Source organism: Phycicoccus elongatus Lp2 (assembly GCF_000367525.1).
GTDB lineage: Bacteria > Actinomycetota > Actinomycetes > Actinomycetales > Dermatophilaceae > Phycicoccus_A > Phycicoccus_A elongatus.
In genome coordinates, this window is record NZ_HF570956.1 from 1,864,729 (window position 1) to 1,889,856 (window position 25,128).

Genomic DNA, 25,128 nt, shown 5'->3' on the forward strand with positions numbered 1-25,128 from the left:
ACAGATCCCGCACCGGGACACACCCATACCTGTAGCCGGGTGCGAGTTGAGTCCCACCGGGCAGTGCGTCAGGGCTTGACCGTGTAGTTCGGCGCCTCGACGATGCCGCTGATGTCGTGGGGGTGCGACTCGCGCAGACCAGCAGCCGTGATACGCACGAATCGGCCACGAGCCTGCAGATCGGGGATCGTGGGTGCGCCGACATAGAACATCGATTGGTGCAGACCCCCGATGAGCTGGTGGGTCACCGCACCGACCGGCCCGCGATAGGCGACCTGGCCCTCGATGCCCTCGGGCACGATCTTGTCGTCGCTGGAGACATCGGCCTGGAAGTAGCGGTCCTTGGAGTAGGACTTCTTGCCCCGCGAGGACATCGCCCCCAGCGAGCCCATGCCGCGATAGGCCTTGAACTGCTTGCCGTTGATGAAGACCAGCTCCCCAGGCGACTCCTCGCAGCCCGCGAGCAGCGATCCGACCATGACCGTGTCGGCGCCGGCAACGAGCGCCTTGGCGATGTCGCCGGAGTACTGCAGACCACCGTCACCGATCAACGGCACCCCGGCCGGGCGGCACGCGAGTGACGCGTTGTGGATGGCCGTGACCTGCGGCACGCCGACCCCGGCCACGATGCGCGTCGTGCAGATCGAGCCCGGCCCCACTCCCACCTTGACGGCGTCCACGCCCGCGTCGATGAGGGCCTGCGCCCCGGCGCGGGTCGCGATGTTGCCCCCGATGACTTGGGTATGCCGGGTGGCCGGGTCCGACTTGATCCGCTCCACCATTTCGAGCAGGAGACGCGCGTGACCGTGCGCGGTGTCGACGACGAGCACGTCGACACCGGCCTCGATGAGCGTGGTGGCCCGCTGCCAGGCCTCACCGAAGTAGCCGACCGCCGCACCGACGAGCAGTCGCCCGTCACCGTCCTTGGATGCGTGGGGGAACTGCTCGGACTTCACGAAGTCCTTGACGGTGATGAGCCCGCGCAGGCGACCTTGGTCGTCGATGAGCGGGAGTCGCTCGCGCTTGTGCTGGCGCAGCAGCGCGGTCGCCTCGTCGTGGCTGATGCCGACCTTGCCCGTGATCAGCGGCATCGGCGTCATGACGTCGCGCACGCGCGTGGTGGCCCACTCGGCGACGGGGGTGAAGCGCAGGTCTCGGTTGGTGATGATGCCGAGCAGGTGCTCGCTCTCGTCGACGACCGGCAGGCCGGAGACGCGGTAGCGGCCGCAGAGCTCGTCGAGGTCCTCCAAGGTCGCGTCGGGCCCGATCGTCACCGGATTGGAGATCATCCCGGTCTGGGTCCGCTTGACGAGGTCGACCTGGTAGGCCTGGTCCTCGATCGACAGATTGCGGTGCAGGATGCCCAGGCCACCGATGCGGGCCATCGCAATGGCCATCCGGGCCTCGGTCACCGTGTCCATGGCCGCCGAGACGATCGGCACCTTGAGGGAGATCCCGCGGGTCAGTCGGGAGGTCGTGTCGACCTCGCTCGGGATGACATCGGTCTCGCCGGGTTGCAGCAGGACGTCGTCGTAGGTGAGGCCGAGTTCGGCCACGAGCGGCCCCGGCGTGAGGTCGGCATCGAAGCGGTCGACAGCGGAATCCAGACCCAAACTCATTGCCCAAGTCTACGAGGCGGCACAGGGGCCCCCGGACCGGCGCCCTCACCCCGACCCTGCTCACCCCGAAGCGCAACCCTTCACACGAGGTCGTCGTCGATGATGTGCGGCCGACCGGCGAGGCTGCCGGCCACGGCGAGCACCGGCCCGCAGAGCGCCAGCAGGACCAGCGGCACGGTCCAGCCGCCCGTGGCCTGCAACAGGGCACCCACCGCGAAGGGCCCCGCGGCCGCAAACAGGTAGCCCACCATCTGGGTGAAGCCCGACACCTTGGCGGTGATCCCGGGTGCTCGCGTGCGAGCGGTCATCAGGGCCAGGGCGGCGGGGAAGGCGCAGGCACTCAGGCCCAGGCAGGTCGCCCAGAGCCACGGCACCGTCGTCGGTGCCCAGAGGATCCCCAGGTAGCCGACGCTGAGGATCGCTCCGAGAGCGACCATGACTGGGCGCAGATCCCGCATCCGGGCGACGACGAGGGGCATGACGATCCCGGCGGGGATCCCGAAGGCGGCGATCAGGCCGCTGAGGGACCCGGCATACGTCGCGCTGAGGCCGGCATCGCGAAACATCTGCGGCGCCCACCCGAACTGCACGTACGCCTGCATCGACTGGATGCCGAAGAAGGCCGCGAGCGCGATGGCCTGGCGGGATCGCCACATGGCGCCGTCGAGCCGGGCCGGGCGCGGCGCCGGGCCGCCGTGGACCCGGCGCTCGTGGACGAGCAGGACCAGCCAGGGCAGGAGGGCGAGGAAAGCGACCAGCCCCCACACGCCGAGCGAGGTGCGCCACCCGCCGGCCGCTCTCGCCGCGATCGGGGCCGACACCAGGGCCGCGACCGTCGCGCCGGCACCGAGCGCCGCGGCATACGCACTCATCACGCCGGCCTCACGGCCGGGGAAATGGCGCTTGACGAAGGCCGGCACCAGGACGTTGCCGACGGCCGCGCCAGCGAGGGCGACGACGGTGCCCACGAGCAGGAGGCCGGAGTGCCCGGCGAAGGACCGCGCCACGAGACCGGCGATCAGCGTGAGCAGGGCGACGACCAGGGTCGTCGTGACACCGAGCCGGCGCACCAGGCCCACGGCGATGCCGGCAACCAGTCCGAAGACCAGGCCCGGCAGGGCGGTGAGGATGCCGGCGACCGATTCGGACATGCCCAACGCGGTGCGGATCTCCTCGAGGACCGGACCGACCGCGGTCGCGACCGGCCGCAGGTTGAAGGAGAGCGCGATGACGGCGACGACCGCGAAGGCCGACCAGCGAGGCCCCGGACGGGGGGCGGGACGAGGGTCGGGGGTCGGGCCTGAGGTCACGGGCGACATCGTGCCACCAGTCGACTTTGCGATTTCCTTACCTGTTGCATGCCCAGTGTGTAATCAACGCTCCCTACGTTGGTGTCGGTCACCGCGAGTGCGGGGGCAGAAGGAGGGGGTCATGGCCGAAGTGACGAGGCTGCCGGGGCGGAGCACGGACTCGTGGGACTGGCAACTCGACGGCGCCTGCCGACGGGTGAGCCCGGAGACCTTCTTCCATCCCGAGGGCGAGCGGGGCTCCCGGCGCCGCACGCGCGACGAGACCGCCAAGGCCATCTGTGAGGTGTGTCCGGTCCTCGACCGGTGCCGCGCCCACGCCCTCGCGGTTCGCGAGCCCTACGGCGTGTGGGGCGGTCTGTCCGAGGACGAACGCGAGCGGATGTATGCCGCGAATCCCCCGATGACGCCGGGCATCGCCGTCTGATTCAGCAACCTCGACCAGGTCAGCCGAGCAGGACGTCGACCCCGGGACGGCCTGCGAGGATGCCGCCATGGACGTGGAGATCCGGGACGACATGATCCGCTTGGGTCAGGTGCTCAAGCTCGCCGGCGTGGTCGAGGACGGCGCCCAGGCGCGGGAGGCGATCGAAGCCGGCGAGGTGACGGTCAACGACGAGGTCGAGACGCGCCGAGGTCGGCAGTTGCACCCGGGTGACACCGTGCGGCTGGGCGGCGAGGTCCTCACGATCGTGCGGTCGTGATCACCGATCCGGGGACCGATCTCGTCACCGATCTGGTGACCCATCGGATCACCGATCCGGACACCGATCTCCACGCGGCCCCCTCGGCTACGGTCGACGGGTGACTGCTGCGACCCTCCCCGACGGTTGGACCCTGCGGACCCCGGAGGAGGCCGACCTGCCGCGGCTCATCGAACTGCGCGCCCTCGACGAGCGGCCCTGGGTCGGTGACGGCGAGGTCGATCCGGTGTCTGTCGAGTCCGTCGTCATCGGGCAGGCGTCGTGGACGCGCCGCCAGGTCGTCGCGGTCGACGACGCCGGCACGCTGCGGGCCTGGGTCATCGTCCAGGACCGGGCCAGTGGACGGGCCATGGTCACTCTCATCGTCGATCGGGAGGTCGAGGACCCGGCGTCGGTGGCGGCGGTGCTCTATGCCTGGGCCCAGGGCGCGGCGATCTCCCTGGCGCGGCTGCGCGGCATACCGCAGACCCGGCTCGACGCCTCCCCCTTCGCCGACGACGCCGCGCAGAAGGGCTGGCTGGCCGACGCCGGCTACACCTGCCGCCGCACCTGGCTGCACATGACCCGCCCGGTGGCGAAGGGCGAGCAGGTCACCACCCGCCCCGGCGTGACGGTGCGCATCGTGCGGAAGCACTCCAACGGCATACCGGTCGCGCAGGACCTGCAGACCATCCACCAGGTCCTCGAGGAGAGCTTCCAGGACCACTTCAACTCCTACCGCGAGACCTTCCCGGAGTTCCTCCAGCGGTTGCGCGAGGACCCGGGCCATCGCTGGGACCACTGGTGGCTGGCCTTCGTGGACGACGAGGACGACGAGGACGGCGAGGAGACAGAGGAGACCGAGGACGGCACAGCGCACCGAGCGCACCCGGCCGGGGCGCTCGTCTCGTCGGTGCTGCCGCCGGACGCGGATGGAGTCCGCGGCAGCTATGTCGACTACATCGGCGTCAATCGTCGGGCGCGCGGGCGGGGCGTGGCCAAGGCGTTGCTATCGACCGTCCTCGCGGACGCCGCCGAGCGCGGCCGCAACCGGGTCGACCTCGAAGTCGACGCGGACTCACCCACGCGTGCCGACGAGCTCTACACCGCCCTGGGCTGGCGAACCGACCACGTGACCGAGTCGTGGTTCCGGGACCTGTCCATCCCGGCGCGGGCCTGACGTCACGACGGTTCGGCGGACGATCCGGGGTCGACGGCCGACCCGGTGACGCCCCGGACCACCGTGGGCAGCGCGATGAACCCCGCGACGGCCGTGGCCAAGGCCAGTCCCACGAGCAAGCCGGTGCCGCCCCACAGGCTGACCAGTAGCGGCCCGGAGAGGGACCCCACGGCGGCGGCCGACACCATGGCGGAGTCGGTGACCCCCAGCACGGCGGACCGGATCCGGTCGGGGACACCGTCCTGGAGCAATTCGGTCGCCGCCGCCTCCACGTGCACCGCGATTCCACCGGCCAGCGCGAGCGCGGCGAGCACCGCGACCGGCCAAGCGGCGGGGACGAGGGCGAAGAGCGCTCCGCCGAAGACGACCATGCCCAGGTGCACGCGGCCGATGACGGTGCGCCCGATCCAGGCAAGCAGTGGCGCGCCGAGCGCGCCGAAGCCGAAGGCCGCCGTCGCCGTGCCATAGGCGGTGTGGCTCCCCCACCGGTCATCGGCGATCGGGACGAGCGCGACGAGCAGGGCGGCGTTGACGAAGTTGACGACGCAGATCGCGGCCACGGCTCCTCGCACCCGGGCCGAGCGGCAGATCACGCTGACCACGCTCGAGGCTTCCGGGGCCGAGGCGGCGTGGTCATTCACCACAGCGGGGAGGCGTATGCCGCGCAGGGCAAGCAGCGCAGCGGCGCAGAACCCAGCTCCCACCAGGCACACAGTGGCCGGAGCGAGCCGGCCCAGGGCCAGGCCCCCCACGGCCGGACCGACGACGAAGGAAGCGACCTCGACGGTGACGAGCAGGCCGCTGGCCCGCCGCGAACTGCCCGACCCCACGGTGGGCATGGCCGCCATGAGCGCCGGATAGGCCGGCGTGCCCGCGGCGACCGCAGCGGAGGCGAGCACCACGGCATACCCCCAAGGTGGGACGCCGGGTCCGACGAGCAGTGCCGCGGTTCCGGCCAGCAGCGCGGTCCGCAGCCACAGCGTCTGCCGGACCACACGGCCCCGCCCGAAGCGATCGGCCAGAGCCGCCACCCACCACGAAAAGAGCACGTAGGGTGCCATGCGCGCGGCGCCGGTCAGCCCGAGCAGGCTCTCACTGCCCGTGCTCGACCAGACGCCGTCGAGGAGGAGGGGCCACGGCAGGCTCATGCCGACACTGGCCAGGGCGTGGGAGAGGACGAGGCGGGAGCGCGCTGCGGGGCGGACCCGAGGCGCGGCTGTCGGGGTGGCGGGAGCGGACACGGTCGGCATCCCCATGTCAGACCAGCACGGTGGTGAGCGGCTCGAATCCGTTGAACCCGACCGTCGAGTAGCAGCTCGTGTAGGCCCCAGCGCTGAGGAAGCGCACCTCGTCACCTTCGGCGAGGTCGTCCGGAAGGTCGACCGGAATCCGCTCGTAGAGCACGTCAGCGCTGTCGCAGGTCGGCCCGGCGAGCACCGTCGGGACGACCGGCCCGACACGATCGGTCTCCAGGCGGTAGCGGATCGCCTCCTCGAGGGTCTCGACCAGGCCGGTGAAGACTCCCGCATCGAGGTGGACCCAACGGCGTTCACCGCGTTGGATGACGGCGATGACGGTGGCGACCAGGGTCCCGGCGTCGCCGACGATCCCACGCCCGGGCTCGAGCACGAGCTCAGGGCGGAGGTCACCGAAGGACTCGCCGACGAGGCCACCGATGATGTGGCCGTAGTCGGCGAGGTCCGGCGCCGCCCCCTCGTGATGGGCCGGGAAACCACCGCCGATGTCGAGCACCGTCGGGGTCAGTCCTCGCGCCCGCAGGTGGCCGAAGACCTCTGCCGCCGCGGCGATCGGCGCCGCCCAGGCGAGCGGGTCACGTTGCTGACTGCCGACATGGAAACTCACGCCACCGGCATGGAGTCCCAACTCTGCTGCGGCAGTGAGGATCTCGACGGCGTGCTCTGATGCGCAACCGAACTTGCGCGACAGTGGCCAGTCCGAGCCAGCGCCGGACGTCAGGATCCGAGCCAGGACGGTCGCCCCGGGGACGGCGTCCGCGACCTTGACGACCTCACTGGCCGAATCGACGACGAAGGTGCGCACCCCCAGGTGACCGCAGACGGCCAAGTGGTCACGTCGCGCGATCGGGTTGGAATGCAGGAGGGCCTCGGGTCGGGCGCCGGCCGCCAGGGCCGCACCCACCTCGGCCGGGCTCGCCACGTCGCAGCCCGCTCCAGCGGCGACCAGCGCGCGGAGGAGGGCGGGCTGCGGATTGGCCTTCACGGCATACCGAATGGCGGCGCCCGGAAAGGCCGCCTGCACGGTGGTGAGACGTTCGACGGCGGTGTCGACCCGGAGTTCGAGGCGGGGCGAGAGCACGCTGGCGGCAGCGATCCGGTCAGGACCGGCAACGAGGACAGTCATGCCCGAAAGGAGTCGGCGTCAGCCCCGCTGATACCTCCCCAAGACGCGCGTATGCCGCGCGCTCACCGGGAGGTGGGCGCGCGGCATACGAGGTGGTGCGGGGAGGAACCGATCAGTGGCCGTGGCCGTGACCGTGCCCACCGGCGGCGGGCTCCTCGTCCTCCTTCTTCTCGACAACGAGCGTGTCGGTGGTCAGGACCATCGACGCGATCGACTCGGCGTTGCGCAGGGCGGAGCGGGTGACCTTGACCGGGTCGATGACGCCGGCCTTGACGAGGTCCTCGTAGTCGCCGGTGGCGGCGTTGAGGCCCATGCCCGGCTCGAGGTCGCTGACCTTGGCGACGGCGACGTAGCCCTGGAGGCCGGCGTTCTCGGCGATCCAGCGCAGCGGCTCGGCGGCGGCCTTCTTGACGATGGCGGCGCCGACCTTCTCGTCACCCTCGAGGTCGAGGCCGTCGATGACCTTGACGGCCTGGATGAGGGCGGAGCCGCCACCGGCGACGATGCCCTCCTCGATGGCCGCGCGGGTGGCGCTGATGGCGTCCTCGATGCGGTGCTTCTTCTCCTTGAGCTCGACCTCGGTGTGGGCGCCGACCTTGATGACGCAGACACCACCGGCGAGCTTGGCGAGGCGCTCCTGGAGCTTCTCGCGGTCCCAGTCCGAGTCGGTCTTCTCGATCTCGGCCTTGATCTGGTTGACGCGCCCCTCGACGTCGGCGTGGTCGCCGGCGCCGTCGATGATCGTCGTGTTGTCCTTGGTGACCACGACGCGGCGGGCCTGGCCGAGCAGGTCAAGACCGGCCTGGTCGAGCTTGAGGCCGACCTCCTCGGCGATGACCTGGCCACCGGTGAGGGTCGCCATGTCCTGGAGCATCGCCTTGCGGCGGTCACCGAAGCCGGGGGCCTTGACGGCGACGACGTTGAAGGTGCCGCGGATCTTGTTCACGACGAGCGTGGACAGCGCCTCGCCGTCGACGTCCTCGGCGATGATGAGCAGCGGCTTGCCGGCCTGGACGACCTTCTCGAGGACGGGCAGGACGTCGGCGATCGCCGAGATCTTGCCCTGGTTGATGAGGATGTAGGGGTCCTCGAGGACGGCCTCCATGCGCTCGGCGTCGGAGATGAAGTAGGCCGAGATGTAGCCCTTGTCGAACTGCATGCCCTCGGTGAACTCGAGCTCGGTCGCCGTCGTCGAGGACTCCTCGACGGTGATGACGCCGTCCTTGCCGACCTTGTCGAAGGCGTCCGCGATGGTCTCGCCGATGCCCTTGTCCTGGGCGGAGAGGGCTGCGACCGAGGCGATCTCGTCCTTGCCCTCGACCTCACGGGCGTTCTTGAGCAGCTCGTCGTTGACTGCCTGCACGGCCTTGTCCATGCCCCGCTTGAGGCCGGACGGAGCGGCACCGGCGGCGACATTGCGCAGGCCCTCCTTGACCATCGCCTGGGCGAGGACCGTGGCGGTCGTCGTCCCGTCACCGGCGATGTCGTTGGTCTTGGTGGCGACCTCCTTGGCGAGCTGGGCGCCGAGGTTCTCGTAGGGGTCCTCGAGCTCGATCTCCTTGGCGATGGTCACACCATCGTTGGTGATCGTCGGGGCGCCCCACTTCTTGTCGATGACGACATTGCGGCCCTTCGGGCCGAGCGTCACCTTGACCGCGTTGGCGAGGGCGTCGACGCCCCGCTCGAGCGACTTGCGGGCGGAGTCGTTGAACTCCAGTTCCTTGGCCATGAATGTCCTTGTCTCACTGTTGCGTCCGCAAAGTTGGTTGGAATGACGTCAACTCGCCGGACGCAAGGGGAAGTGCGGGAGCACGTATGCCGTGGGCTCACCCGTGGGGCGAGCCCACGGCATACGTGGTGGTGCTGTGGGTGGTGGGTCAGCCGACGATGGCGAGGACGTCGCGCGCGGAGAGGATGAGGTACTCCTCGCCGCCGTGCTTGATCTCGGTGCCGCCGTACTTGCTGTAGATGACCCGGTCGCCGACCTTGACGTCGAGCGGGATGCGCTCGTCGCCGTCCTCGTTCCAGCGGCCGGGGCCGACGGCCAGGACTTCGCCCTCCTGGGGCTTCTCCTTGGCGGTGTCGGGGATGACCAGACCGGACGCGGTCGTCTGCTCGGCCTCGAGGCTCTTGATGACGATCCGGTCCTCGAGCGGCTTGATGGAAACCGACATGAGTGTCCTTTTTTCGTGATGGCGGAAAAGGTCCGTGCGGCCGTGCTCGGGGGCGCCGTCGCGGGGGTCGTCCTCGGGCGTGCCGCTGGCACTCACGGGGTGCGAGTGCCAATGATCCAAATCTAGGTTCGGAGTTGGCACTCGGTCAACTCGAGTGCCAACCCCGGGCCCGAGACAAGCCCTTGCGTCCGCGCCTCCCGTCGCTATGGGCACGGGAGGCGCGGACGCAGGATCTGACAGGCTGGGTCGGTGAACGTCGAGCAGGTGCGCGCCCTTGCCTCCCCGGACGGGCAGGCCCTCCTGCGCTCCCTGCCGCCCTACGACGAGTCCGCTGTCTTCACCCTGCAGGCGAGCCTGCGCGCGACGGGCGTGCCCGCCGACCTGGTGGCCGCCGCCCTGACCCAGCAGCGTCTGCGCGCGCGGGCTCGGGCAAAGTTCGGCGAGTTCGCCGACGACATGCTCTTCACCAGTGACGGCCTCGAGCAGGCCACCCGGATCGAGGTGGCCACGGTGCACGCCGCGCGCTTTGCCTCGTTGTCGCTGGCCACCGTGCACGATCTCGGGTGCGGCATCGGCGCGGACGCCATCACGATGTCGGTTCTTGGCGTGACGGTCTCCGCCATTGACGCGGACCCGGTGACAGCGGCCGTCGCTGACACCAACCTGCGACCGTGGCCCGAGTCGCGAGCGCGTGTGGGCCTCGTCGAGGACTTCGTGCCACCCGCGGATGCGATGCGTGGCCGGATCGGCGCTTGGCTCGACCCGGCCCGACGAGTGGCCGGTGTGGCCGACGCCACGGGGCGAGCCAGACGCCTGCACCGCCTCGAGGACCTCAGCCCGTCGTGGGCCATGGTGCAGGCCATCGCCGCCGCCGTGCCGGCCACCGGCGCGAAACTCGCCCCCTCCTTCCCCCACGCCGCTCTTCCGCCCGGCGCGGAGGCGCAATGGGTGTCCTGGGAAGGTGACGTCGTCGAGTGCGCCCTCTGGTGGGGTCCCCTCGCGAGGCGGCCGGGCCGCACGGCTCTGCTGCTCGGCGCGCGACGACCCTCGACCCTGGTCGAGGACACCGGCGACGACGCTGGGGCCGCGCGGTCGCTCGCTGACCTCGGCGAATGGTTCCACGAGGCCGACCGGGCCGTCGTCCAGGCCGGTCTGCTCGGTGGGGTGGCGGCCAGGCTCGGTGGCCTCGAGGTCGATCCGGGCACCGGTTACCTCACGACCCATGACGCCGTGACCATCCCCGAGACCAAGCGGTATGCCGTGCGCGCGGCTTTCCCCTTCCACGCCAAGTCACTGCGTGGCTGGCTGCGCGACCGAGGCATCACCGGGCTGACGATCAAGAAGCGCGCAGGCCGCATCGATGATGCTGCCTTGCGCCGGCAGTTGCGGATCGGCGCCGGCGCCGGGGACGGTGAGCAGGCCACGATCGTGCTCACCCGGGTCGCGGGCGATGGCGTCGTCCTCGTCGTGGACCCGGCCTGACCGAGGCGCCCTCACGGCCTGTGGTTCACAACTCCGGGTCGGCCTGGGCCCCCACCCGCCGGACGGCGGCCGCACCCGCGGCCAGCGCGGCATCCATGGCGTGACTCTCGTCGTGACCGAGGGCCAGCGCAGCGGCGAGGGCACCACAGAAAGCGTCCCCGGCACCGGTGGTGTCGAGCACCTGATGGCGCGGGACCGAGTGCGCCGACCAGGTCCGACCGTTCCAACTCGTGCCGTTGGCGCCATAGGTGACCAGCAGGGAGCCCGGCACCGCGCCGGACTCGGCGAGCGCCACGGCCTCGTGCTCGTTGGCGATGACCGGGTCGGCGAGGGCGATGACGTCGGCCGGGAGGGCGGCATACGGGGCGATGTTGATGACGACCCGCACGCCCCGTGCCGTCGCCCGACGCGCGGCTCGGCAGACGACCGGCAACGGGACCTCCAATTGGAGCAGGAGCACGTCACCGACCGTGAGGCTCTCGACGGCCTCGACCTCTCGATCGTCGAGCGCCGCGTTGGCGCCGGGGACCACGATGATGGCGTTCTCGGCGTCGTCGGAGACGGCAATGAGAGCGGTCCCCGTGGGCTCACCCGACGCCGTCCGCACGTGCTCGCTGTCGATTCCCCTCTCCGCCAAGCGTTTTCGGTATGCCGCGCCGCCGGCATCCGCTCCCACGCAGCCGACCATCGTGACCTCGACACCAGCGGCCCGGGCGGCCACGGCCTGGTTGGCGCCCTTGCCGCCGGCCAGCCGGGACAGGCCATCCCCCAGCACGGTCTCACCAGGTCGGGGGTGCCGCTCGACGCTCGTCACGAGGTCGACATTGAGTGAACCGAGGACCAGGACGCGGCCCATCAGAGCTCGCCTCGCACGGTCCGCAGCCACAGGGCGGCGATCGCGGTGCCGTCGAGCTCGAGCGCGACGTCGACGACGGCCGGCGCCGGACCGTGCGGATCGTGCTCCATGTCCCCTGCCCAGTCCCTGAGGTCCACGATGGTCCGCCCCCGCGTCCAGGTCCCGCTCAACTCCACGCGCACGGGAAGCCGCTGCAACCGCACCGCCTCCGGGGCGAGCAGGATCGCGACAGCGCCGGCGTCGCCGATCGTCGCGGTGTCGGTCGCGAAGCGGCCGCACGCGAAGTCGATCAGCCCACCGGCCAGATCACCGACCCGGGTGCCGAGTGCTCGTAAACCGGCGCCCTCCTGCGCGGTCACGGTCGGTGCATAGAAGACGTCCAACCCGTACATCGTGACCGGCACCGAGTGCTCGGTGCAGGCGTCGAGGACGATGGCCGTGGCCTCGGGGTCGTGGAAGACGTTGAACTCGGCCGCCGCGGTGGCATTGCTCACCATGGCGCCCCCACCCATGAAGACGATCCGGCCGATCCGGGCGAAGGTCTCCGGGTGGGTGCGCGCGAGCAGCGCAATGTTCGTCATCGGTGCGAGCGGAACGACGGTCAGCGGCTGGCCGGAGTCGGCGTGGACGTCGATGAGGTCACGCAGCAGGGCGACCGCCGATCGCGGGTCCAGTCCCATCGTGGGTGGGGTCAGGCGCAGGTCTCCCATGCCGTCGGCGCCGTGGACGTGCCGGGCGTCCACAGGTTCCTCGAGCAGCGGGCGGGGCGCGCCGGCCGCGACCGGCACATCGCGGCGGCCTGCTGCCTCCAGGACCGTGAGGGTGTTGCGCACGACGTCGGGCAGGGGCGCGTTGCCGCCGACGCACGTCACGCCGACGAGGTCCAGGCCCGGGTGGAGAGCCGCGAGGAGCAACGCGCAGGCGTCGTCGATGCCGGTGTCGACGTCGAGGACGACGGGTTGCGCGCTCATGGGGCCATTGTGCGGCCCGGGCGCGACAACCGGCCTCGGGAAGCCCTCATCGCGAACCATGTGTGCACCACGTCGAACGGGGCGCTATCGTGCGAGCATCTCGCAGGGGCGCGGGGCTGAATCTCTCGCAGGGGTGCGAGACCCGACACAGGGGACGGAAACACCACATGACTTCGAACCGTGGCGTCATTCGCCAGACACACTCCATGATCTGGGCACCGCGATGGCTGACAGCGCTCGTGGTCGCCCTGGCCTCCTCGGTGCTCATGGTCGTCACCACACCGGCTCGCGCCGCCGACGGAGAGACCGAGCTCGGCGCAACGCAGCTGGCGGCCCAGACCTATCCCGGGGTCCAGCTCATCCAGGCGGACTTCACGTCCACCATCTCGGTGCCGCAAGCGATCATCGACGAGGCCGCCGTCAACGAGCTCTACACGCGCCTGGTCGTCCAGGCGGCCACCGGCGCGATCGGCACTGCCGAGTCCCAGATCATCGACGCCTTTGTCGCAGAGTTGGCCAAGGATCCCTTCCGCTACGTCACGCCGGCCGACGCCCGGACGACGGTCGAGGTGGGACTGAGCGGCTTCGGCACCGGTTTCGTGGTCAATGCCGAGGGCTACCTCGTCACGGCAGCGCATGTCATCGCTCCGGACCCGGATGAGCTGAAGGTGGAGTTCGCCCGCGCCGGTTTGCGTGACCTCATCGCCAACGATCTCGACGAGGTCCAGGCGTCAGGCGTTGCCTACAGCCCGGCCAATCTCGACACCTTGGCCCAGGCCTTCCAGGACTGGTACGTCCGCTACCTCGAGGTGGGCGAGGTGAGCACGACGGTGAGCGCCCAGATCGGCGTCGCGACGGCGGGCGTCGACAAGACCCAGCGGGGACAGCCGGCGGAGATCATCAAGGTCGGCGCTCCCTACCCGGGCAAAGATGTCGCCGTCCTCAAGCTGGACGGTGCGGCCCACCTGCCGACCCTCCCACTCGGCGACGATGCCGACGTCCCGGAGGGCTCGACCCTGCACGTGACCGGTTACCCCGCGGCCTCCACCTTCTCCTCGGGCATGTCAGCCGACTCCCAGGTCCAGCCGACCATCACCGAAGGCCCGCTGACGGCCATCAAGAAGACCGAGACCGGGATGCCGGTGTTCCAGACCCAGGCACCGGCCAGCCCGGGCAACTCCGGCGGACCAGTGCTCGATGACGCGGGCAATGTCGTGGGCATCCTGGTGGCGTCGGCCGTCGCCGACGACGGCACGGCACTGGAGGGTCAGGAGTTCGTCATCCCGATCAGTGTCGTGCGGCAGATGCTCAACGAGACCAACGTCAAGCCGGGTGAGAGCGCCACCACCCAGGCCTACAACGTGGCGCTGGGGGCCTACTTCGACAAGTACTACAAGCGGGCCATGCCGGAGTTCCAGCGGGTCCAGGCGCTGTACCCGGAGCACCCCTACGTGGCGGAATACATCACCAGGACGCAGCAGGCGATCGACGCCGGCAAGGACGAGACCCCGAACTCCCTGATGCTCTGGGTCGCTCTCGCCGGGGGCGTCCTCATGGTCCTCGCTGTGGGCGGGGTGGGCGGTTTCCTGCTCCTGCGCAAGCACGGCAAGGGCCCGGCGCCCGTCGCTGGCACGGCGCCGCAGGGTGGCCCCTGGCCGGGCAACCCGGGACCACAGGGTCACCAGGGAATCCCGGGTCAGCAGGGGTATGCCGGGCAGCCCGGCTTCCCCGGCCAGCAGCCCCCTCCGGGCCAGCCGCCGCAGCACGCGCATCAGCAACCGGCCCCCGCCGGCCCGATGGGTCAGCCCGCTTGGCCTGCCCAGCCGCAGCAGCCGGCCAGCCACCCGCCGCAGCCACCGGTGACCCAGCCGCTGCAACCGCCGCTCCCATCGGAACCCCTACCACCGCCTCCCTGGCACGCGCCGGGGTCGGCTCCTGGTCAGCAGCCACCCCCCGGTTCGCCGCCGCCCGTCCCCTGACGGTCCTCCCTCCGGCCCCAGAGCGCTTCCGGCGCCCTGGGGCCGGAGCGACTTGGTGCGCGCCACGCCCGCGTCGTACGGTCGAGCGGTGACCTCGACCCCCTGCCGAGCCTTCGGGATCGGGCTGGCTGCCTTGGCGGCGCTCACCGCGTGCACCTCCGCTCCCTCCCCCAGCACCCCGGGCGCCTCGGTCACGGCTGAGCCCACGGCGTCGTCATCGCCCTCGCCATCGGTGACGCCGTCGGCTGCCTCCTGCGTCGACACTGCGTATGCCGCGCTCTCACCCGAGCAACGCGCCGGCCAGTTGGTCATGGTCGCGCTCCAGGCCGGATCATCGTCGGCGAGCCTCAAACCCACGATCGAGGGCTCCCACGTGGGGAACATGCTCTACCTCGGCGGCTGGACGAGTGGCAAGGCTGACGTCACGGCGACCTCTGGTCTGCTGCAGCAGATGGCGACCCCCGACGCGACCGGCGGTATCGGGTTGCTCGTCGCGGCGGACCAAGAGGGGGGCGTCGTCCAACAACTCAAGGGCGACTTCACCGGCATACCATCGGCCCTCACCCAGGGCACCTGGGACCCGGCGCACCTGCGAAGCAGCGCCAAGGGATGGGGCGCCGAACTCAAGGCGGCCGGCGTCAACCTCAACCTCTCGCCCGTCGCGGACGTCGTGCCGACCGAGATCGGGAAGGCGAACGGCCCGATCGGACGGTGGGACCGCCAGTTCGGGTCCGATCCCGCCGCCGTCGGTCGATCGGTGACCGCGTTCACCCAGGGCATGGCCGATGCGGGAGTGCAGACCTCGGTGAAGCACTTCCCCGGGATCGGGCGGATCCGGGGCAACACCGACTTCGCCAGCGAGGGTGTCGACGACCCCGTGATGACTGCGACCGACGCCTATCTGCAGCCCTTCGTCGACGGCTGGACGGCCGGCGCCGGTCTGGTCATGATGAGTTCGGCGCGCTACCCGCAACTCGACGCCGACAACCCGGCGATGTTCTCGCCGGCGATCATCGACGGGATGCTGCGTCAACACCTCGGTTTCCGCGGCGTCGTCATCACCGATGACATCAATGCCGAGGCGGTCAGGGCCGTGCCGCTGGCCGATCGGGCGACCCGCTTCCTCGGCTCCGGCGGCGACATCCTGCTCACGGGCAACACCCCGACGGCGCCGCAGATCGTTGCGGCGATCTCCTCGACGGCCCTGTCGGATCCGACCTTCGGGGCCAAGGTCGAGACCTCGGTGAAACGGGTGCTCACTCTCAAGACATCGATGGGTCTGGTGCCCGGCTGCTCCGCGGCCTGACCCGGCACCCCCACCCAAAGGCAACTTCTGCGTCACGCAGAAATTGCCTCGCCGAACGGCAATAACCGCGCGCAAGAGCGACTTCCGCGTCACGCAGAAGTTGGGGTTCAGGCGCGGACGAGGGTGACGGGCATCGAGGAGTCGGCGGGCAGGTCGAGGCGCGAGGCCTCGCGCCCCTTGAGCATCATCTGCGCCCCGAGCGCGGCGACCATGGCGCCGTTGTCGGTGCACAGGCCCGGCCTCGGCACGCGGAGCTGGATTCCCGCCCTGTCGCACCTCTCCCGGGCCATCGCGCGCAGCCGCGAGTTGGCCGCGACACCTCCACCGATCTGCAGGTGGTCCGCACCATGCTCCCGACAGGCGTCGATCGCCTTGCGCGTCAGGACGTCGGTCACCGCCTCCTGAAAACTCGCCGCCACGTCCGCGACCGGTATGCCGCGGCCGGCCTCCCGCTCCGCCGTGACCCACCGCGTGACGGCAGTTTTCAACCCCGAGAACGAGAAGTCGAAACGGTGCCGCTCCATGTCCCGGCCAGCCGTCAGCCCACGCGGGAAGTCGATGGTGATCTGCCCGTCTCGGGCCGCCCGGTCGATGTGCGGTCCACCGGGGAACGGCAGGCCGAGGACACGGGCAACCTTGTCGAAGGCCTCCCCGGCCGCGTCGTCGACCGTGGACCCCAGTGGACGCACATCTGAGGTCACGTCGGGCACGAGAAGCAGGGAAGAGTGCCCACCCGAGACGAGCAGCGCCATTGTCGGCTCCGGCAAGGGCCCGTGTTCGACGATGTCGACGGCCACGTGGGAGGCGAGGTGGTTGACCCCGTAGAGCGGCAGTCCGAGCGAGAGGGCGAGGGCCTTGGCCGAGGCGACACCGACCATCAGGGCACCGGCGAGCCCCGGGCCGGACGTGACCGCGATGCCGTCGAGGTCGGTCAGGGCGACACCCGCTGTCTCGCACGCCCGCTGGATCGTCGGCACCATGGCCTCGAGGTGGGCGCGACTGGCCACCTCTGGCACGACGCCTCCGAATCGGGCGTGCTCCTCGACACTGCTCGCAATGGCGTCGACGAGCAGGGTTGTCCCCCGCACGATTCCGATGCCGGTCTCGTCGCACGAGGTCTCGATGCCCAGGACGAGCGGCTCATCGCTCACTCCCCCTCACCCCCTCCGGCGTTGTTCCCGAATGCCTCGGTTGTTCCGCGCTCGGCGGGCCCGGTCAGCAGCGTCTTTCCCAGGATCAACGCGTCGACATCGCCCGGCTGGTAGTACCTGCGCCGCACGTGAAGTTGCCGCCAACCCGCCCGCTCGTAGAGCGCCAGCGCCGGCGCATTGTCGGCCCGCACCTCGAGCAGGGCCCCGGTGGCCCCCCGCCGGCCGGCAGCCTCTTCCAGGGCATCCAGCATGGCGGCACCGTGGCCTCGACCCTGGGCCTCGCGCACGACCGCGACGGTCATGATGTCCGCGCTCTCGCCCCCGTGGTCGACCCCACCGTAGGCGAGCAGGGCGCCGTCCTGCTCCAGGACGAGGTATTCACGACGAGGGCGCTCGGCGAGTTCGGCCCACCAGGTCGTCGCCGGCCAGGCGTCGTCGGCGAAGAGGGTGGCGTCAAACTCCACGAGCGCGTCGATGTCCGCCGAGGTCACCTCGCGCACCGTCACCGCGCTCATCGGGCAGCCCGCTCGGCGGTCGTCAGGGCATCCGGACGGCGCAGGTAGAGGGCCTCGACCGGCATGGCCTCCCCCGCCGCGAGTCGCCGGGCGACGACCTCGACGAGCACACCAGCATCGACATCGAGCACGGCCTGGTCGCCATCGCGGAAGAGGTCCGGGAAGAGCACGGGACCACGGCCCACCGTCGGCAGCGCCCGCACCTCCTGGGGCAGGTCAGCAGGCCGGTCGACAGCGGGACCGACGAGCCGGGCGACGGAGCCGGCCCCCACGGCATACCGGGCCCAGTAGACCTCCTTGCGGCGGGCATCGGTGGCGACCAACAGTTCCCCCTCAGGGCGTCCGGCTTGGACGGCGAGCACGTCGAGCGAGCACACCCCATGGACGGGTATGCCGAGTGCATGGCCCATCGTCACCGCGGTCACCAGGCCGACGCGCAGCCCGGTGAAGGGTCCCGGCCCGTTGCCGACCGCGATCGCGTCGAGGTCGCGCGGCACCAGACCGTTGTCCCGCAACAGTTCCACGATGAGCGGAGCCAAGTGCTCGGAGTGTCCACGCGCGTCGATCCGCTGAGCCGAGGCGAGGGTCTCACCGTCACGACCCAGCCCCACGCCAATGGCCGAGGTCGAGGTGTCGATACCGAGGATCACCACCGGACTCCCTCCCATCGTCGGCCATGGGCGGCGATCCGTGCCGTCCGCTCCTCGGTCGCCGGATCCACGATCAAGGTCACTTCGAGCACGTCCTCGCTCAGTGACTCAGCGACACCGTGGCCCCATTCGACAACCGTCACCGACTCCTCGAGGGATGCGTCGAGGTCGAGGGCGTCGAGCTCGGTGAGGCCGCCCAGGCGATAGGCATCGACGTGCACCAAGGGTGGGCCGTCGACCACGGACGGGTGGACGCGCGCGATGACGAAGGTCGGCGACGTGATCGGTCCACGCACCCCGAGACCGGCCCCGATGCCGCGCGTGAGGGCGGTCTTTCCCGCGCCGAGGTCACCGGTGAGGATGACGAGGTCTCCGGCGCGTAGGTTCGTCGCCAGGGCACGGCCAAAGGCCTCGGTGTCCTCGACGGTCGGCAGTGCGGGTCCCGATCCGGTCACGCTCACCGGACGCGCTCCTTGGCCCGCTCCACCTGCCGCCGACGGGCAATATCGGTGATCCGCCGACGCACGCGAGGCTTGCGCTCGACCGCGACGTTCTCGTGCCGAGCCATCTGCCCGCGCTCGATGGCCATCCGGATCTGCTGGGTCACCAGTTCGGGATGCTCGAGCATGATCAGGTGGCCCGCGTCCTCGACCACGACGTGCTCCGCTCCGGGGATGAGGTCGACGATGGTCTCGCTGTGGGAGGGAGGTGTGAGCAGGTCGCCCATGCCGTTGATGACGACGACCTCGGTGCCGCGGAAGGCGGTCAGACTCTCCCGCTCGTCCATCGACTCGATGGCCGGCACGAAGTCACCCATCGCATCGAAACTCGTCCCGAAGATCATGTCGGCGGCGAAGCGCACCAAGGCATCACTGACCGGCGAGTCGAAGGAGTAGCGATCCACCAGGGCGTCCTCGATCGGGCGCCCCACCCGTCGCACCCGCGTGACCAGATCGGTGATCCGGTCGAGCCGGTGCAACACGCCCGGGCCCACCCGCCCGAGCAGGGTGCCGATGAACGGGCTCATGCCCAGGTTGGTGAGGCCGCCGCCGCCAGCGCTCGTCGCGACGAAGCCGACCGCGAGGACCCGATCTCGGATGACGTCCGGGTGGTCGCCCCCGAAGGACATGACCGTCATCCCACCCATCGAGTGACCGACCAGGACCAGATCGCCTTCGGGAACGACAGCGGCCAGCACGTCGTGCAGGTCACGCCCCAACTGCGTAATCGAGACGTGCTCGTCATCGGAGCGACCGGACCGGCCGTGACTGCGCTGGTCCCAGCTGACGACGCGATACCCGGCGGCGGACAGGGCACGGCGTTGGAAGACCCACGAGGTGCAGTTCAGCGTGAAGCCGTGGCAGAAGACCACGGTCGGACGCCCCCGCGAAGCGTGGGATTCGGCAGGCAACACATCACTGGCCGCCTCGTCGATCTCGACGTGGAGAGCCAATCCGTCGCTGGTCACCACCGTGAGGGTCTGGTCCGGGGTGTGGGCGAAACCGTGCTCGGGGTCGAGTCCGCGGACCGACCGGCGGGCGCGTGCTGATCGCTCGACCGCTGCGCCCGCGACGGCGGCACCCGCTGCCACTGCGCCCGCAGCGACGGCCCCGGCGATGCGTCCACGCCTCGCCATCAGGCCTCCCCCACCACGACGCGCGGGAGTCGGGGCCCCATGCGCGTGACGATCTCGTAGTTGATCGTCCCGGCAGCCACGGCCCAGTCCTGCGCCGTCGGCTCGCCCGCGACGCCGACACCGAGGAGCGTCACGACATCCCCCTCGGCTCCGTCGAAGTCGGGACCGAGATCGACGACGAACTGGTCCATGCAGATCCGCCCGGCCACGGTGAGCGTGCGCTCGCCCACACGCACCGGCCCCGCCGAACTCGCCGAGCGAGGCACGCCGTCGGCATACCCCACTGGGACGATGCCCAGGACGGTGTCGCGATCGGTGACGTACTGGTGCGCATACGACACGCCCTGACCGGCCCGCGCCCGCTTGACCGTGGTCAGACGCGCCCGCACCCGCATCGCCTCCCGCAGGCCGAAGTCCTCCGGGCGTCCCAGGTCCGGCACCGGCGACAACCCATAGATCGCGAGCCCGGGTCGGACCATGTCGAAGTGGGCGCTGGGGTTGGTCAGGGTCGCGGCCGAGTTGGCCAGGTGCGCCACCCCGGTGGGTATGCCGCGGGCCTCCATCAGGCGCAGCACCTCACCGAAACGCTCCTGCTGGGCCCGCACGGTCGGGTGGTCGGGTGCGTCGGCGAAGGCGAAGTGGGACCAGGTGCCACCCATGGTGAGGGCGCCTTCGGCGAGCAGTGGCGCCAGGTCGTCGAGAACGGCATCGAGATCCTCGAGCACGCCCCCGCGGCCCAGCCCGGTGTCGACCTTGAGGTGCACAGTGGCTGCCCGACCCACCGCCCGCGCCGCTCGGGCAACACTCGCCAGGTGGGCGCGCGCGCCGATGCCAAGGGTGATGTCGCGTCGGATCGCCGTGGCGAGATCGGCCTCGGGCGGGTAGATCCAGGAGAGCAGTGGGGCATCGATCCCGCTGTCGCGCAACTCGATGGCCTCGCTCAGTTGCGCCACGCCGAGCCACTGCGCGCCACCGGCGAGCGCTGCCCGCGCCGCGACATCAACGCCATGACCGTAGGCGTCGGCCTTGACCACGGCCATGAGCTGAGCAGGGGAGGAGCGGCGGCGCAGCTCGCGGACGTTGGCCGCGATCGCCGCGACGTCGATCTCGACCCACGCGGACGCCCCTCGTGGTGGCTGGGTATGCAGTGCAGGTCGCTGCAGACCCGGGTGGTGGCTCTCTGTCGTCATGGCGGCCCCAGTCTAGGGCGGATGGCGAAGGCGGGTCGGGCAGCGGGTCGGCAGCGAGCGGCCCTTGAGTGTCGGGTTGAGGGGGTCCGGACCCCCTCAACCCGACACTCACGTGACGGACCGGTGCTCACGCAAGGGCGATCGTGGCGCCCACCGCGCCGAGCGGACTCACCGGCACGACGATGGATGACGGGATGTCACTCAACCCCAGCAGCCCCCGGGCCCTGCCAGTCCATAGGCGACCCCGAGGGGGACGCCGAGGACGGTGCCCGGCCAGCAGCAGCCCTTCCAGGGCGAGCATCCCCTTGACCTGTCCCCGGGTGACTCCGAGCGCGCGGAGCAGCGCCGGCTCCCGGCGACGCTCGTGGACGGACAGGGCCAGGGTGTTGCCGACCCCGACGAGGGCGATGAGCACCGACATCGCCAGCAGGCCGGCGACGAGGACGGTGATGATCTTCATGATCCGGTGGACCTTTTCGCGCGGTGGCGCCGAGCCCCCACGGTGGCGTGCGCGCCGCGCGCCAGGGCCGCGACCTTGCCGAGGGTCGCGGTGAGGTCGGCGCCGTCGGTGAGCCGCAGGAGCAGCGTGTCCTTGCGAGCCTCACCGCCGAGGGCGGAGCTGTCGCCCGGGGTCATCGTGTAGGCGAAGCCCAGACGCTTGTCGACGGCCAGCGTCGCGCCGCTAAGGGTGGCGGAACGGCTGCCCCGGCAGCCTGTGCACTCGTGAGAGCCACCGTCCCTCACGAGGAATGAGCGCGGTCGGTCGTCACGCCTGCACCCCAGGTGGACCGTCGAAACGCGGCATCAGACCACGGTCGGACGTCCCCGGTTCAACAGGTCGGCAATGGTCGATGGGAGGGCCTGGGCGACGCGCCGGGCACGCAGGGGGCCACCGCCCGAGGCGTCGTCGGCGGCCACCGAGTGGACCAGCGACCCGAGGGCAGCCGCCACCGGTCCGTCCAGCCCCTGCGCGAGCAGCACCCCGATGACACCAGCGAGCACGTCACCGGCGCCGGCGGTCGCCAGCCAGGCCGGGCCGTCGGCCTGGCTCCGCACCGGGCCCTCCGGACCGACAACGATCGTGGTCGACCCCTTGAGCAGCACCGTGGCGCCGGTCACCTCCGCCAGGCGCCTCGCCGCAGAGACCGGGTCTGCAGAAACCTCACTATTGGTGACTTCTTGTGAGGTGAGGCGGGTTAGGAGGCGAGCGCACTCGCCGGCGTGCGGGGTGAGCACGGTGGTCCGACCCGCCCGCCGCAGGGCCACGCTGTCGTCCACCAGGTCGAGGGCACCGGCGTCGAGCACGACGGGCTCCGGCGCATCGAGTACGTCGACCACGGCCTGCCGCTGGGCCCGCCCAGCCTCCGTCCCCTCGTCAGGGTCCACTCCCGGACCGGCGACCCACGCCTGCACCTGCCCGGCGCCGATCACGGCCTCGGGCACGGCCTGCCGGACCAGACCGGTCGGGGTCGCCGGACCGATGTAGCGCACCATGCCGATGCCCGCCTCGACCGCCGAGGTGACGGCGAGAACTGCTGCCCCGGCATACCGCTCACTGCCGGCGACGACACCGAGGACGCCCCGCGAGTACTTGTCGTCAGCGGCCGTCGGCACCGGCCACAGGTCGGCGACGTCGTCGCGCGTCAGCCGCCGCACGCTCGGCTCAGCGCTGGGCAGGAGTCCGATGTCGACGAACGTCAGCGTCCCGGCCGCCGCTTCCGTCGGCGGCAGCAGGTGGGCCGGCTTGGCGACCGAAAAGGTCACCGTCTCGTCCGCGAAGACGCCGTCTGCGCTCAGCGCGCCGCCGTTGGGGTCCTGTCCCGAGGGCACGTCCACCGCGATGACGTATGCCGTGTCGGGCACCGCCGCAACCCAGGTCGCCCCCCAGCGCGGCAGTCCACCGCGACCACCGATGCCGAGGATCCCGTCGAGGACGATGTCCGCTTCCGACAGAAACTGCACTATTGGTGATGTTTTGTCGGCCCGCCCGGGCTCCACCTCCCCCCACGAAAAGTCTCCAATAGTGAGGTTTTCGTCGGCCGCCAGCAGGACGACGCCCGCGGCCTCTGCGGCGGCATACGCCCCCGGATGGACCTTCCCCGACAGGTGGAGAGCGGCGCAGTTGACGCCCGTGAGCGCGAGCCCGGCCACGGCATACAGGGCGTCCGCGCCGTTGTTGCCGGTGCCGACGAGGGCGACCACACGCTGGGCACCCAACTGCTCGATGCGCGCCGAGACAACCTCGATCAGGCCCTCGACGGCGCGCGCCATGAGCTCCCCCTCGGCGAGGGTCTGCATGAGGGTCGACTCCGCGGCATACACGTCCTGCGTGGCAAAGGCTTCGATCACGCGTCAGTCTCCTTCGGCGACGACCACCGCCGAGGCGATCCCCGCATCGTGCGACAACGACAGGTGCAGACGGGTCACGCCCAGCCGGGCGGCCGCGGCCTCCACGGTGCCCGTGATGACCATGATCGGCCGCTCGCCGCGACGCCGATCCACGGTCGCGTCCTGCCAGTCCATGTTCCCGGGGGCGCCCAAGGCCTTGGCGACGGCCTCCTTGGCGGCGAACCGCGCGGCCAGGGACTGCAGCGGCAGGTCACGCTCCTCGGGAGTGAAGAGCCGCTCCCGCAGGGCAGGGGTGCGTTCGAGGGTGGCCCCGAAGCGGCCGATGTCGACGACGTCGATCCCGACCCCGATGATCACGCGCCGCCTCGCCCGCTCACTCGACGGTGACCGACTTGGCCAGGTTGCGCGGCTGGTCGGCGTCCAGGCCCTTGGCCATGGCCAGATGGAGCGCGAAGACCTGCAGCGGGATCACCGTCAACAGCGGCGCCATCAGCGGCGAGCACTGGGGCACACGGATGATCTCGCTCGCGAAGGGCTCGACGTCCTCGTCACCGTCATGCGCGATGACCAGGGTGCGGGCACCCCGGGCGCGGATCTCCTGGATGTTGGAGACGACCTTCTTGTGCAACTCGTGCGGGGTGTCGGGCGAGGGCACGATGACGAAGACGGGCTGGCCCGGCTCGATGAGCGCGATCGGGCCGTGCTTGAGCTCGCCGGCGGCGAAGCCCTCGGCGTGGATGTAGGCGATCTCCTTGAGCTTGAGCGCACCCTCGAGCGCGATCGGGAAGCCCACGTGACGGCCGAGGAAGAGCACCGAGCGCGTGTCGGCCATGAAGTTGGCCATCTCGATCACCCGGTCCATCCGGTCGAGGACCTCCTGGATCTTCTCGGGCATCTCGCGCAGCTCGGTCATGACGGCCTTGGCGTCGTCGGCGAAGGTCCCCCCGCGCAACTGGGCGAGGTAGAGGCCCAGCAGGTATGCCGCGGTGATCTGGGCGAGGAAGGCCTTGGTCGACGCGACCGCCACCTCAGGGCCGGCGTGCGTGTAGAGGACCGCGTCGGACTCACGCGGGATCGTCGCACCCTGGGTGTTGCAGATGGAGAGGGTCAGGGCGCCGAGGTCCTTGGCGTGCTTGACCGCCATCAGGGTGTCCATCGTCTCGCCGGACTGGCTGACCGAGACCACGAGAGTGCGCTCGTCGACGATCGGGTCGCTGTAGCGGAACTCGTGCGCGAGGACGACGTCGACCGGGATGCGGGTCCAGTGCTCGATGGCGTACTTCGCAACGAGGGAGGAGTATGCCGCGGTGCCACACGCGACGAAGGTGATCCGGTTGACGTTCTTGAGTTGGTCCTCCGAGATGCGCAGTTCGTCGAGGACGAGTTCGCCGTCGTCCTTGGTTCGACCGAGAAGCGTGTCGCCGACGGCGTGCGGTTGCTCGGCAATCTCCTTGGCCATGAAGGAGTCGTAGCCACCCTTCTCGGCCGCGCTGGCATCCCAGGTGACCTCGAAGCGCTTGCCCTCGGCGGGAGAGCCGTCGAAGTTGATCACCTCGTGGGAGTCCGGGGTGATGGTGACGATCTGGTCCTGGGCCAGCTCGAGAGCGTGGCGGGTGTAGCCGATGAAGGCGGCGACATCGCTACCCATGAAGTTCTCGCCCTCGCCGAGGCCGACGACCAGGGGGCTGTTGCGGCGGG

25 protein-coding genes are annotated in these 25,128 nt (G+C 70.6%); 6 read left to right on the top strand and 19 right to left on the bottom strand.

The features are described from left to right. Positions 1-68: 68 nt before the first annotated feature. Together guaB and BN10_RS08850 are read right to left on the bottom strand one after the other, a co-directional pair. The gene (gene guaB / locus BN10_RS08845) at positions 69-1,619 is read right to left on the bottom strand and encodes an IMP dehydrogenase (protein ID WP_010850900.1); all 1,551 of its coding nucleotides are present in this window, start codon (positions 1,617-1,619) and stop codon (positions 69-71) included. Between the two features lie 80 nt (positions 1,620-1,699). Further along, positions 1,700-2,929 carry an MFS transporter gene (locus BN10_RS08850; protein WP_198014040.1) on the bottom strand — a complete coding sequence of 410 codons (1,230 nt, stop codon included), beginning with the start codon at positions 2,927-2,929 and terminating at the stop codon, positions 1,700-1,702. Positions 2,930-3,050: 121 nt separating this feature from the next. Between BN10_RS08850 and BN10_RS08855 the strand changes: the two genes are divergently transcribed. The 3 genes from BN10_RS08855 to BN10_RS08865 all read left to right on the top strand — a co-directional run bounded on the left by BN10_RS08855 (position 3,051) and on the right by BN10_RS08865 (position 4,789). After that, positions 3,051-3,353 carry a WhiB family transcriptional regulator gene (locus tag BN10_RS08855; RefSeq protein ID WP_010850902.1) on the top strand — a complete coding sequence of 101 codons (303 nt, stop codon included), beginning with the start codon at positions 3,051-3,053 and terminating at the stop codon, positions 3,351-3,353. A gap of 67 nt (positions 3,354-3,420) precedes the next feature. Next, entirely contained in the window at positions 3,421-3,630 is a 210-nt protein-coding gene (locus BN10_RS08860) for an RNA-binding S4 domain-containing protein (protein WP_010850903.1), read from the top strand. A 100-nt stretch (positions 3,631-3,730) separates the two neighbouring features. Beyond that, entirely contained in the window at positions 3,731-4,789 is a 1,059-nt protein-coding gene (locus BN10_RS08865) for a GNAT family N-acetyltransferase (protein WP_010850904.1), read from the top strand. 2 nt (positions 4,790-4,791) lie between these two features. On the opposite strand, the gene BN10_RS08870 is transcribed toward BN10_RS08865, so the two are convergent. The 4 genes from BN10_RS08870 to groES form a co-directional block, all read right to left on the bottom strand. Then, the gene (locus tag BN10_RS08870; RefSeq protein WP_198014041.1) at positions 4,792-6,030 is read right to left on the bottom strand and encodes an MFS transporter; all 1,239 of its coding nucleotides are present in this window, start codon (positions 6,028-6,030) and stop codon (positions 4,792-4,794) included. Between the two features lie 16 nt (positions 6,031-6,046). After that, positions 6,047-7,171 carry a type III PLP-dependent enzyme gene (locus tag BN10_RS08875; RefSeq protein ID WP_010850906.1) on the bottom strand — a complete coding sequence of 375 codons (1,125 nt, stop codon included), beginning with the start codon at positions 7,169-7,171 and terminating at the stop codon, positions 6,047-6,049. Between the two features lie 112 nt (positions 7,172-7,283). Beyond that, positions 7,284-8,900, bottom strand: a complete 1,617-nt coding sequence (gene groL, locus BN10_RS08880) for a chaperonin GroEL (protein WP_010850907.1) — start codon at positions 8,898-8,900, stop codon at positions 7,284-7,286. 148 nt (positions 8,901-9,048) lie between these two features. Next, a complete protein-coding gene (gene groES / locus BN10_RS08885; RefSeq protein ID WP_010850908.1) occupies positions 9,049-9,345 on the bottom strand; it encodes a co-chaperone GroES in 297 nt (98 codons plus the stop codon). A 249-nt stretch (positions 9,346-9,594) separates the two neighbouring features. Between groES and BN10_RS08890 the strand changes: the two genes are divergently transcribed. Beyond that, positions 9,595-10,827, top strand: coding sequence for a class I SAM-dependent methyltransferase (locus tag BN10_RS08890; protein WP_010850909.1), 1,233 nt, complete (start codon positions 9,595-9,597; stop codon positions 10,825-10,827). 25 nt (positions 10,828-10,852) lie between these two features. On the opposite strand, the gene BN10_RS08895 is transcribed toward BN10_RS08890, so the two are convergent. Continuing rightward, positions 10,853-11,683, bottom strand: coding sequence for a ribokinase (locus tag BN10_RS08895; protein ID WP_010850910.1), 831 nt, complete (start codon positions 11,681-11,683; stop codon positions 10,853-10,855). Continuing rightward, positions 11,683-12,654, bottom strand: a complete 972-nt coding sequence (locus BN10_RS08900) for a nucleoside hydrolase (RefSeq protein WP_040751254.1) — start codon at positions 12,652-12,654, stop codon at positions 11,683-11,685. Before BN10_RS08900 ends, BN10_RS08895 begins: the two co-directional genes overlap by 1 nt. Positions 12,655-12,860: 206 nt before the next feature. Here BN10_RS08900 and BN10_RS08905 point away from each other — a divergent pair, with 206 nt between their 5' ends. Then, positions 12,861-14,633, top strand: coding sequence for a S1C family serine protease (locus BN10_RS08905; RefSeq protein ID WP_051369660.1), 1,773 nt, complete (start codon positions 12,861-12,863; stop codon positions 14,631-14,633). An 88-nt stretch (positions 14,634-14,721) separates the two neighbouring features. Continuing rightward, a complete protein-coding gene (locus BN10_RS08910; protein ID WP_040751257.1) occupies positions 14,722-15,939 on the top strand; it encodes a glycoside hydrolase family 3 N-terminal domain-containing protein in 1,218 nt (405 codons plus the stop codon). A 107-nt stretch (positions 15,940-16,046) separates the two neighbouring features. On the opposite strand, the gene tsaD is transcribed toward BN10_RS08910, so the two are convergent. From tsaD to glmS, 11 genes are all read right to left on the bottom strand, one after another. Next, complete coding sequence (gene tsaD / locus BN10_RS08915; RefSeq protein WP_010850915.1) at positions 16,047-17,090, bottom strand: tRNA (adenosine(37)-N6)-threonylcarbamoyltransferase complex transferase subunit TsaD; 1,044 nt, start codon at positions 17,088-17,090, stop codon at positions 16,047-16,049. Continuing rightward, on the bottom strand, positions 17,087-17,605 hold the full coding sequence (gene rimI, locus BN10_RS08920) for a ribosomal protein S18-alanine N-acetyltransferase (protein ID WP_010850916.1): 519 nt from the start codon (positions 17,603-17,605) through the stop codon (positions 17,087-17,089). Before rimI ends, tsaD begins: the two co-directional genes overlap by 4 nt. After that, positions 17,602-18,255 carry a tRNA (adenosine(37)-N6)-threonylcarbamoyltransferase complex dimerization subunit type 1 TsaB gene (gene tsaB, locus BN10_RS08925; RefSeq protein WP_233354294.1) on the bottom strand — a complete coding sequence of 218 codons (654 nt, stop codon included), beginning with the start codon at positions 18,253-18,255 and terminating at the stop codon, positions 17,602-17,604. The genes rimI and tsaB overlap by 4 nt, the downstream gene beginning before the upstream one ends. Continuing rightward, positions 18,252-18,716, bottom strand: coding sequence for a tRNA (adenosine(37)-N6)-threonylcarbamoyltransferase complex ATPase subunit type 1 TsaE (gene tsaE, locus BN10_RS08930; protein WP_010850918.1), 465 nt, complete (start codon positions 18,714-18,716; stop codon positions 18,252-18,254). The genes tsaB and tsaE overlap by 4 nt, the downstream gene beginning before the upstream one ends. After that, a complete protein-coding gene (locus BN10_RS08935; protein ID WP_010850919.1) occupies positions 18,713-19,891 on the bottom strand; it encodes an alpha/beta fold hydrolase in 1,179 nt (392 codons plus the stop codon). The genes tsaE and BN10_RS08935 overlap by 4 nt, the downstream gene beginning before the upstream one ends. Continuing rightward, positions 19,891-21,081 (bottom strand): alanine racemase, encoded by a 1,191-nt coding sequence (alr, locus tag BN10_RS08940; RefSeq protein WP_010850920.1) that lies wholly within the window; start codon positions 21,079-21,081, stop codon positions 19,891-19,893. The genes BN10_RS08935 and alr overlap by 1 nt, the downstream gene beginning before the upstream one ends. Positions 21,082-21,208: 127 nt before the next feature. Then, positions 21,209-21,541: an FtsX-like permease family protein gene (locus tag BN10_RS08945; RefSeq protein ID WP_010850921.1), complete on the bottom strand. Its 333-nt coding sequence runs from the start codon at positions 21,539-21,541 to the stop codon at positions 21,209-21,211. After that, positions 21,538-21,717: a hypothetical protein gene (locus BN10_RS08950; protein WP_040751270.1), complete on the bottom strand. Its 180-nt coding sequence runs from the start codon at positions 21,715-21,717 to the stop codon at positions 21,538-21,540. The genes BN10_RS08945 and BN10_RS08950 overlap by 4 nt, the downstream gene beginning before the upstream one ends. Positions 21,718-21,885: 168 nt before the next feature. Beyond that, positions 21,886-23,430 carry a bifunctional ADP-dependent NAD(P)H-hydrate dehydratase/NAD(P)H-hydrate epimerase gene (locus BN10_RS08955; protein ID WP_010850923.1) on the bottom strand — a complete coding sequence of 515 codons (1,545 nt, stop codon included), beginning with the start codon at positions 23,428-23,430 and terminating at the stop codon, positions 21,886-21,888. Positions 23,431-23,433: 3 nt separating this feature from the next. Continuing rightward, a complete protein-coding gene (locus tag BN10_RS08960) occupies positions 23,434-23,787 on the bottom strand; it encodes a holo-ACP synthase (RefSeq protein WP_010850924.1) in 354 nt (117 codons plus the stop codon). Positions 23,788-23,803: 16 nt separating this feature from the next. Next, a partial coding sequence (gene glmS / locus BN10_RS08965) for a glutamine--fructose-6-phosphate transaminase (isomerizing) (protein WP_040751274.1) occupies positions 23,804-25,128 on the bottom strand: 1,325 nt, incomplete at its 5' end.

Excerpts from the sequence above, each read along its gene's own strand:
- alr (WP_010850920.1), bottom strand. The coding sequence starts at position 21,081 with ATGACGACAGAGAGCCACCACCCGGGTCTGCAGCGACCTGCACTGCAT.
- BN10_RS08935 (WP_010850919.1), bottom strand. The coding sequence starts at position 19,891 with ATGGCGAGGCGTGGACGCATCGCCGGGGCCGTCGCTGCGGGCGCAGTG.
- guaB (WP_010850900.1), bottom strand. The coding sequence starts at position 1,619 with ATGAGTTTGGGTCTGGATTCCGCTGTCGACCGCTTCGATGCCGACCTC.
- BN10_RS08860 (WP_010850903.1), top strand. The coding sequence starts at position 3,421 with ATGGACGTGGAGATCCGGGACGACATGATCCGCTTGGGTCAGGTGCTC.
- BN10_RS08905 (WP_051369660.1), top strand. The coding sequence starts at position 12,861 with ATGATCTGGGCACCGCGATGGCTGACAGCGCTCGTGGTCGCCCTGGCC.
- BN10_RS08950 (WP_040751270.1), bottom strand. The coding sequence starts at position 21,717 with ATGACCCCGGGCGACAGCTCCGCCCTCGGCGGTGAGGCTCGCAAGGAC.
- groL (WP_010850907.1), bottom strand. The coding sequence starts at position 8,900 with ATGGCCAAGGAACTGGAGTTCAACGACTCCGCCCGCAAGTCGCTCGAG.
- rimI (WP_010850916.1), bottom strand. The coding sequence starts at position 17,605 with ATGAGCGCGGTGACGGTGCGCGAGGTGACCTCGGCGGACATCGACGCG.
- BN10_RS08900 (WP_040751254.1), bottom strand. The coding sequence starts at position 12,654 with ATGAGCGCGCAACCCGTCGTCCTCGACGTCGACACCGGCATCGACGAC.
- BN10_RS08895 (WP_010850910.1), bottom strand. The coding sequence starts at position 11,683 with ATGGGCCGCGTCCTGGTCCTCGGTTCACTCAATGTCGACCTCGTGACG.
- BN10_RS08855 (WP_010850902.1), top strand. The coding sequence starts at position 3,051 with ATGGCCGAAGTGACGAGGCTGCCGGGGCGGAGCACGGACTCGTGGGAC.
- BN10_RS08945 (WP_010850921.1), bottom strand. The coding sequence starts at position 21,541 with ATGAAGATCATCACCGTCCTCGTCGCCGGCCTGCTGGCGATGTCGGTG.
- BN10_RS08875 (WP_010850906.1), bottom strand. The coding sequence starts at position 7,171 with ATGACTGTCCTCGTTGCCGGTCCTGACCGGATCGCTGCCGCCAGCGTG.
- groES (WP_010850908.1), bottom strand. The coding sequence starts at position 9,345 with ATGTCGGTTTCCATCAAGCCGCTCGAGGACCGGATCGTCATCAAGAGC.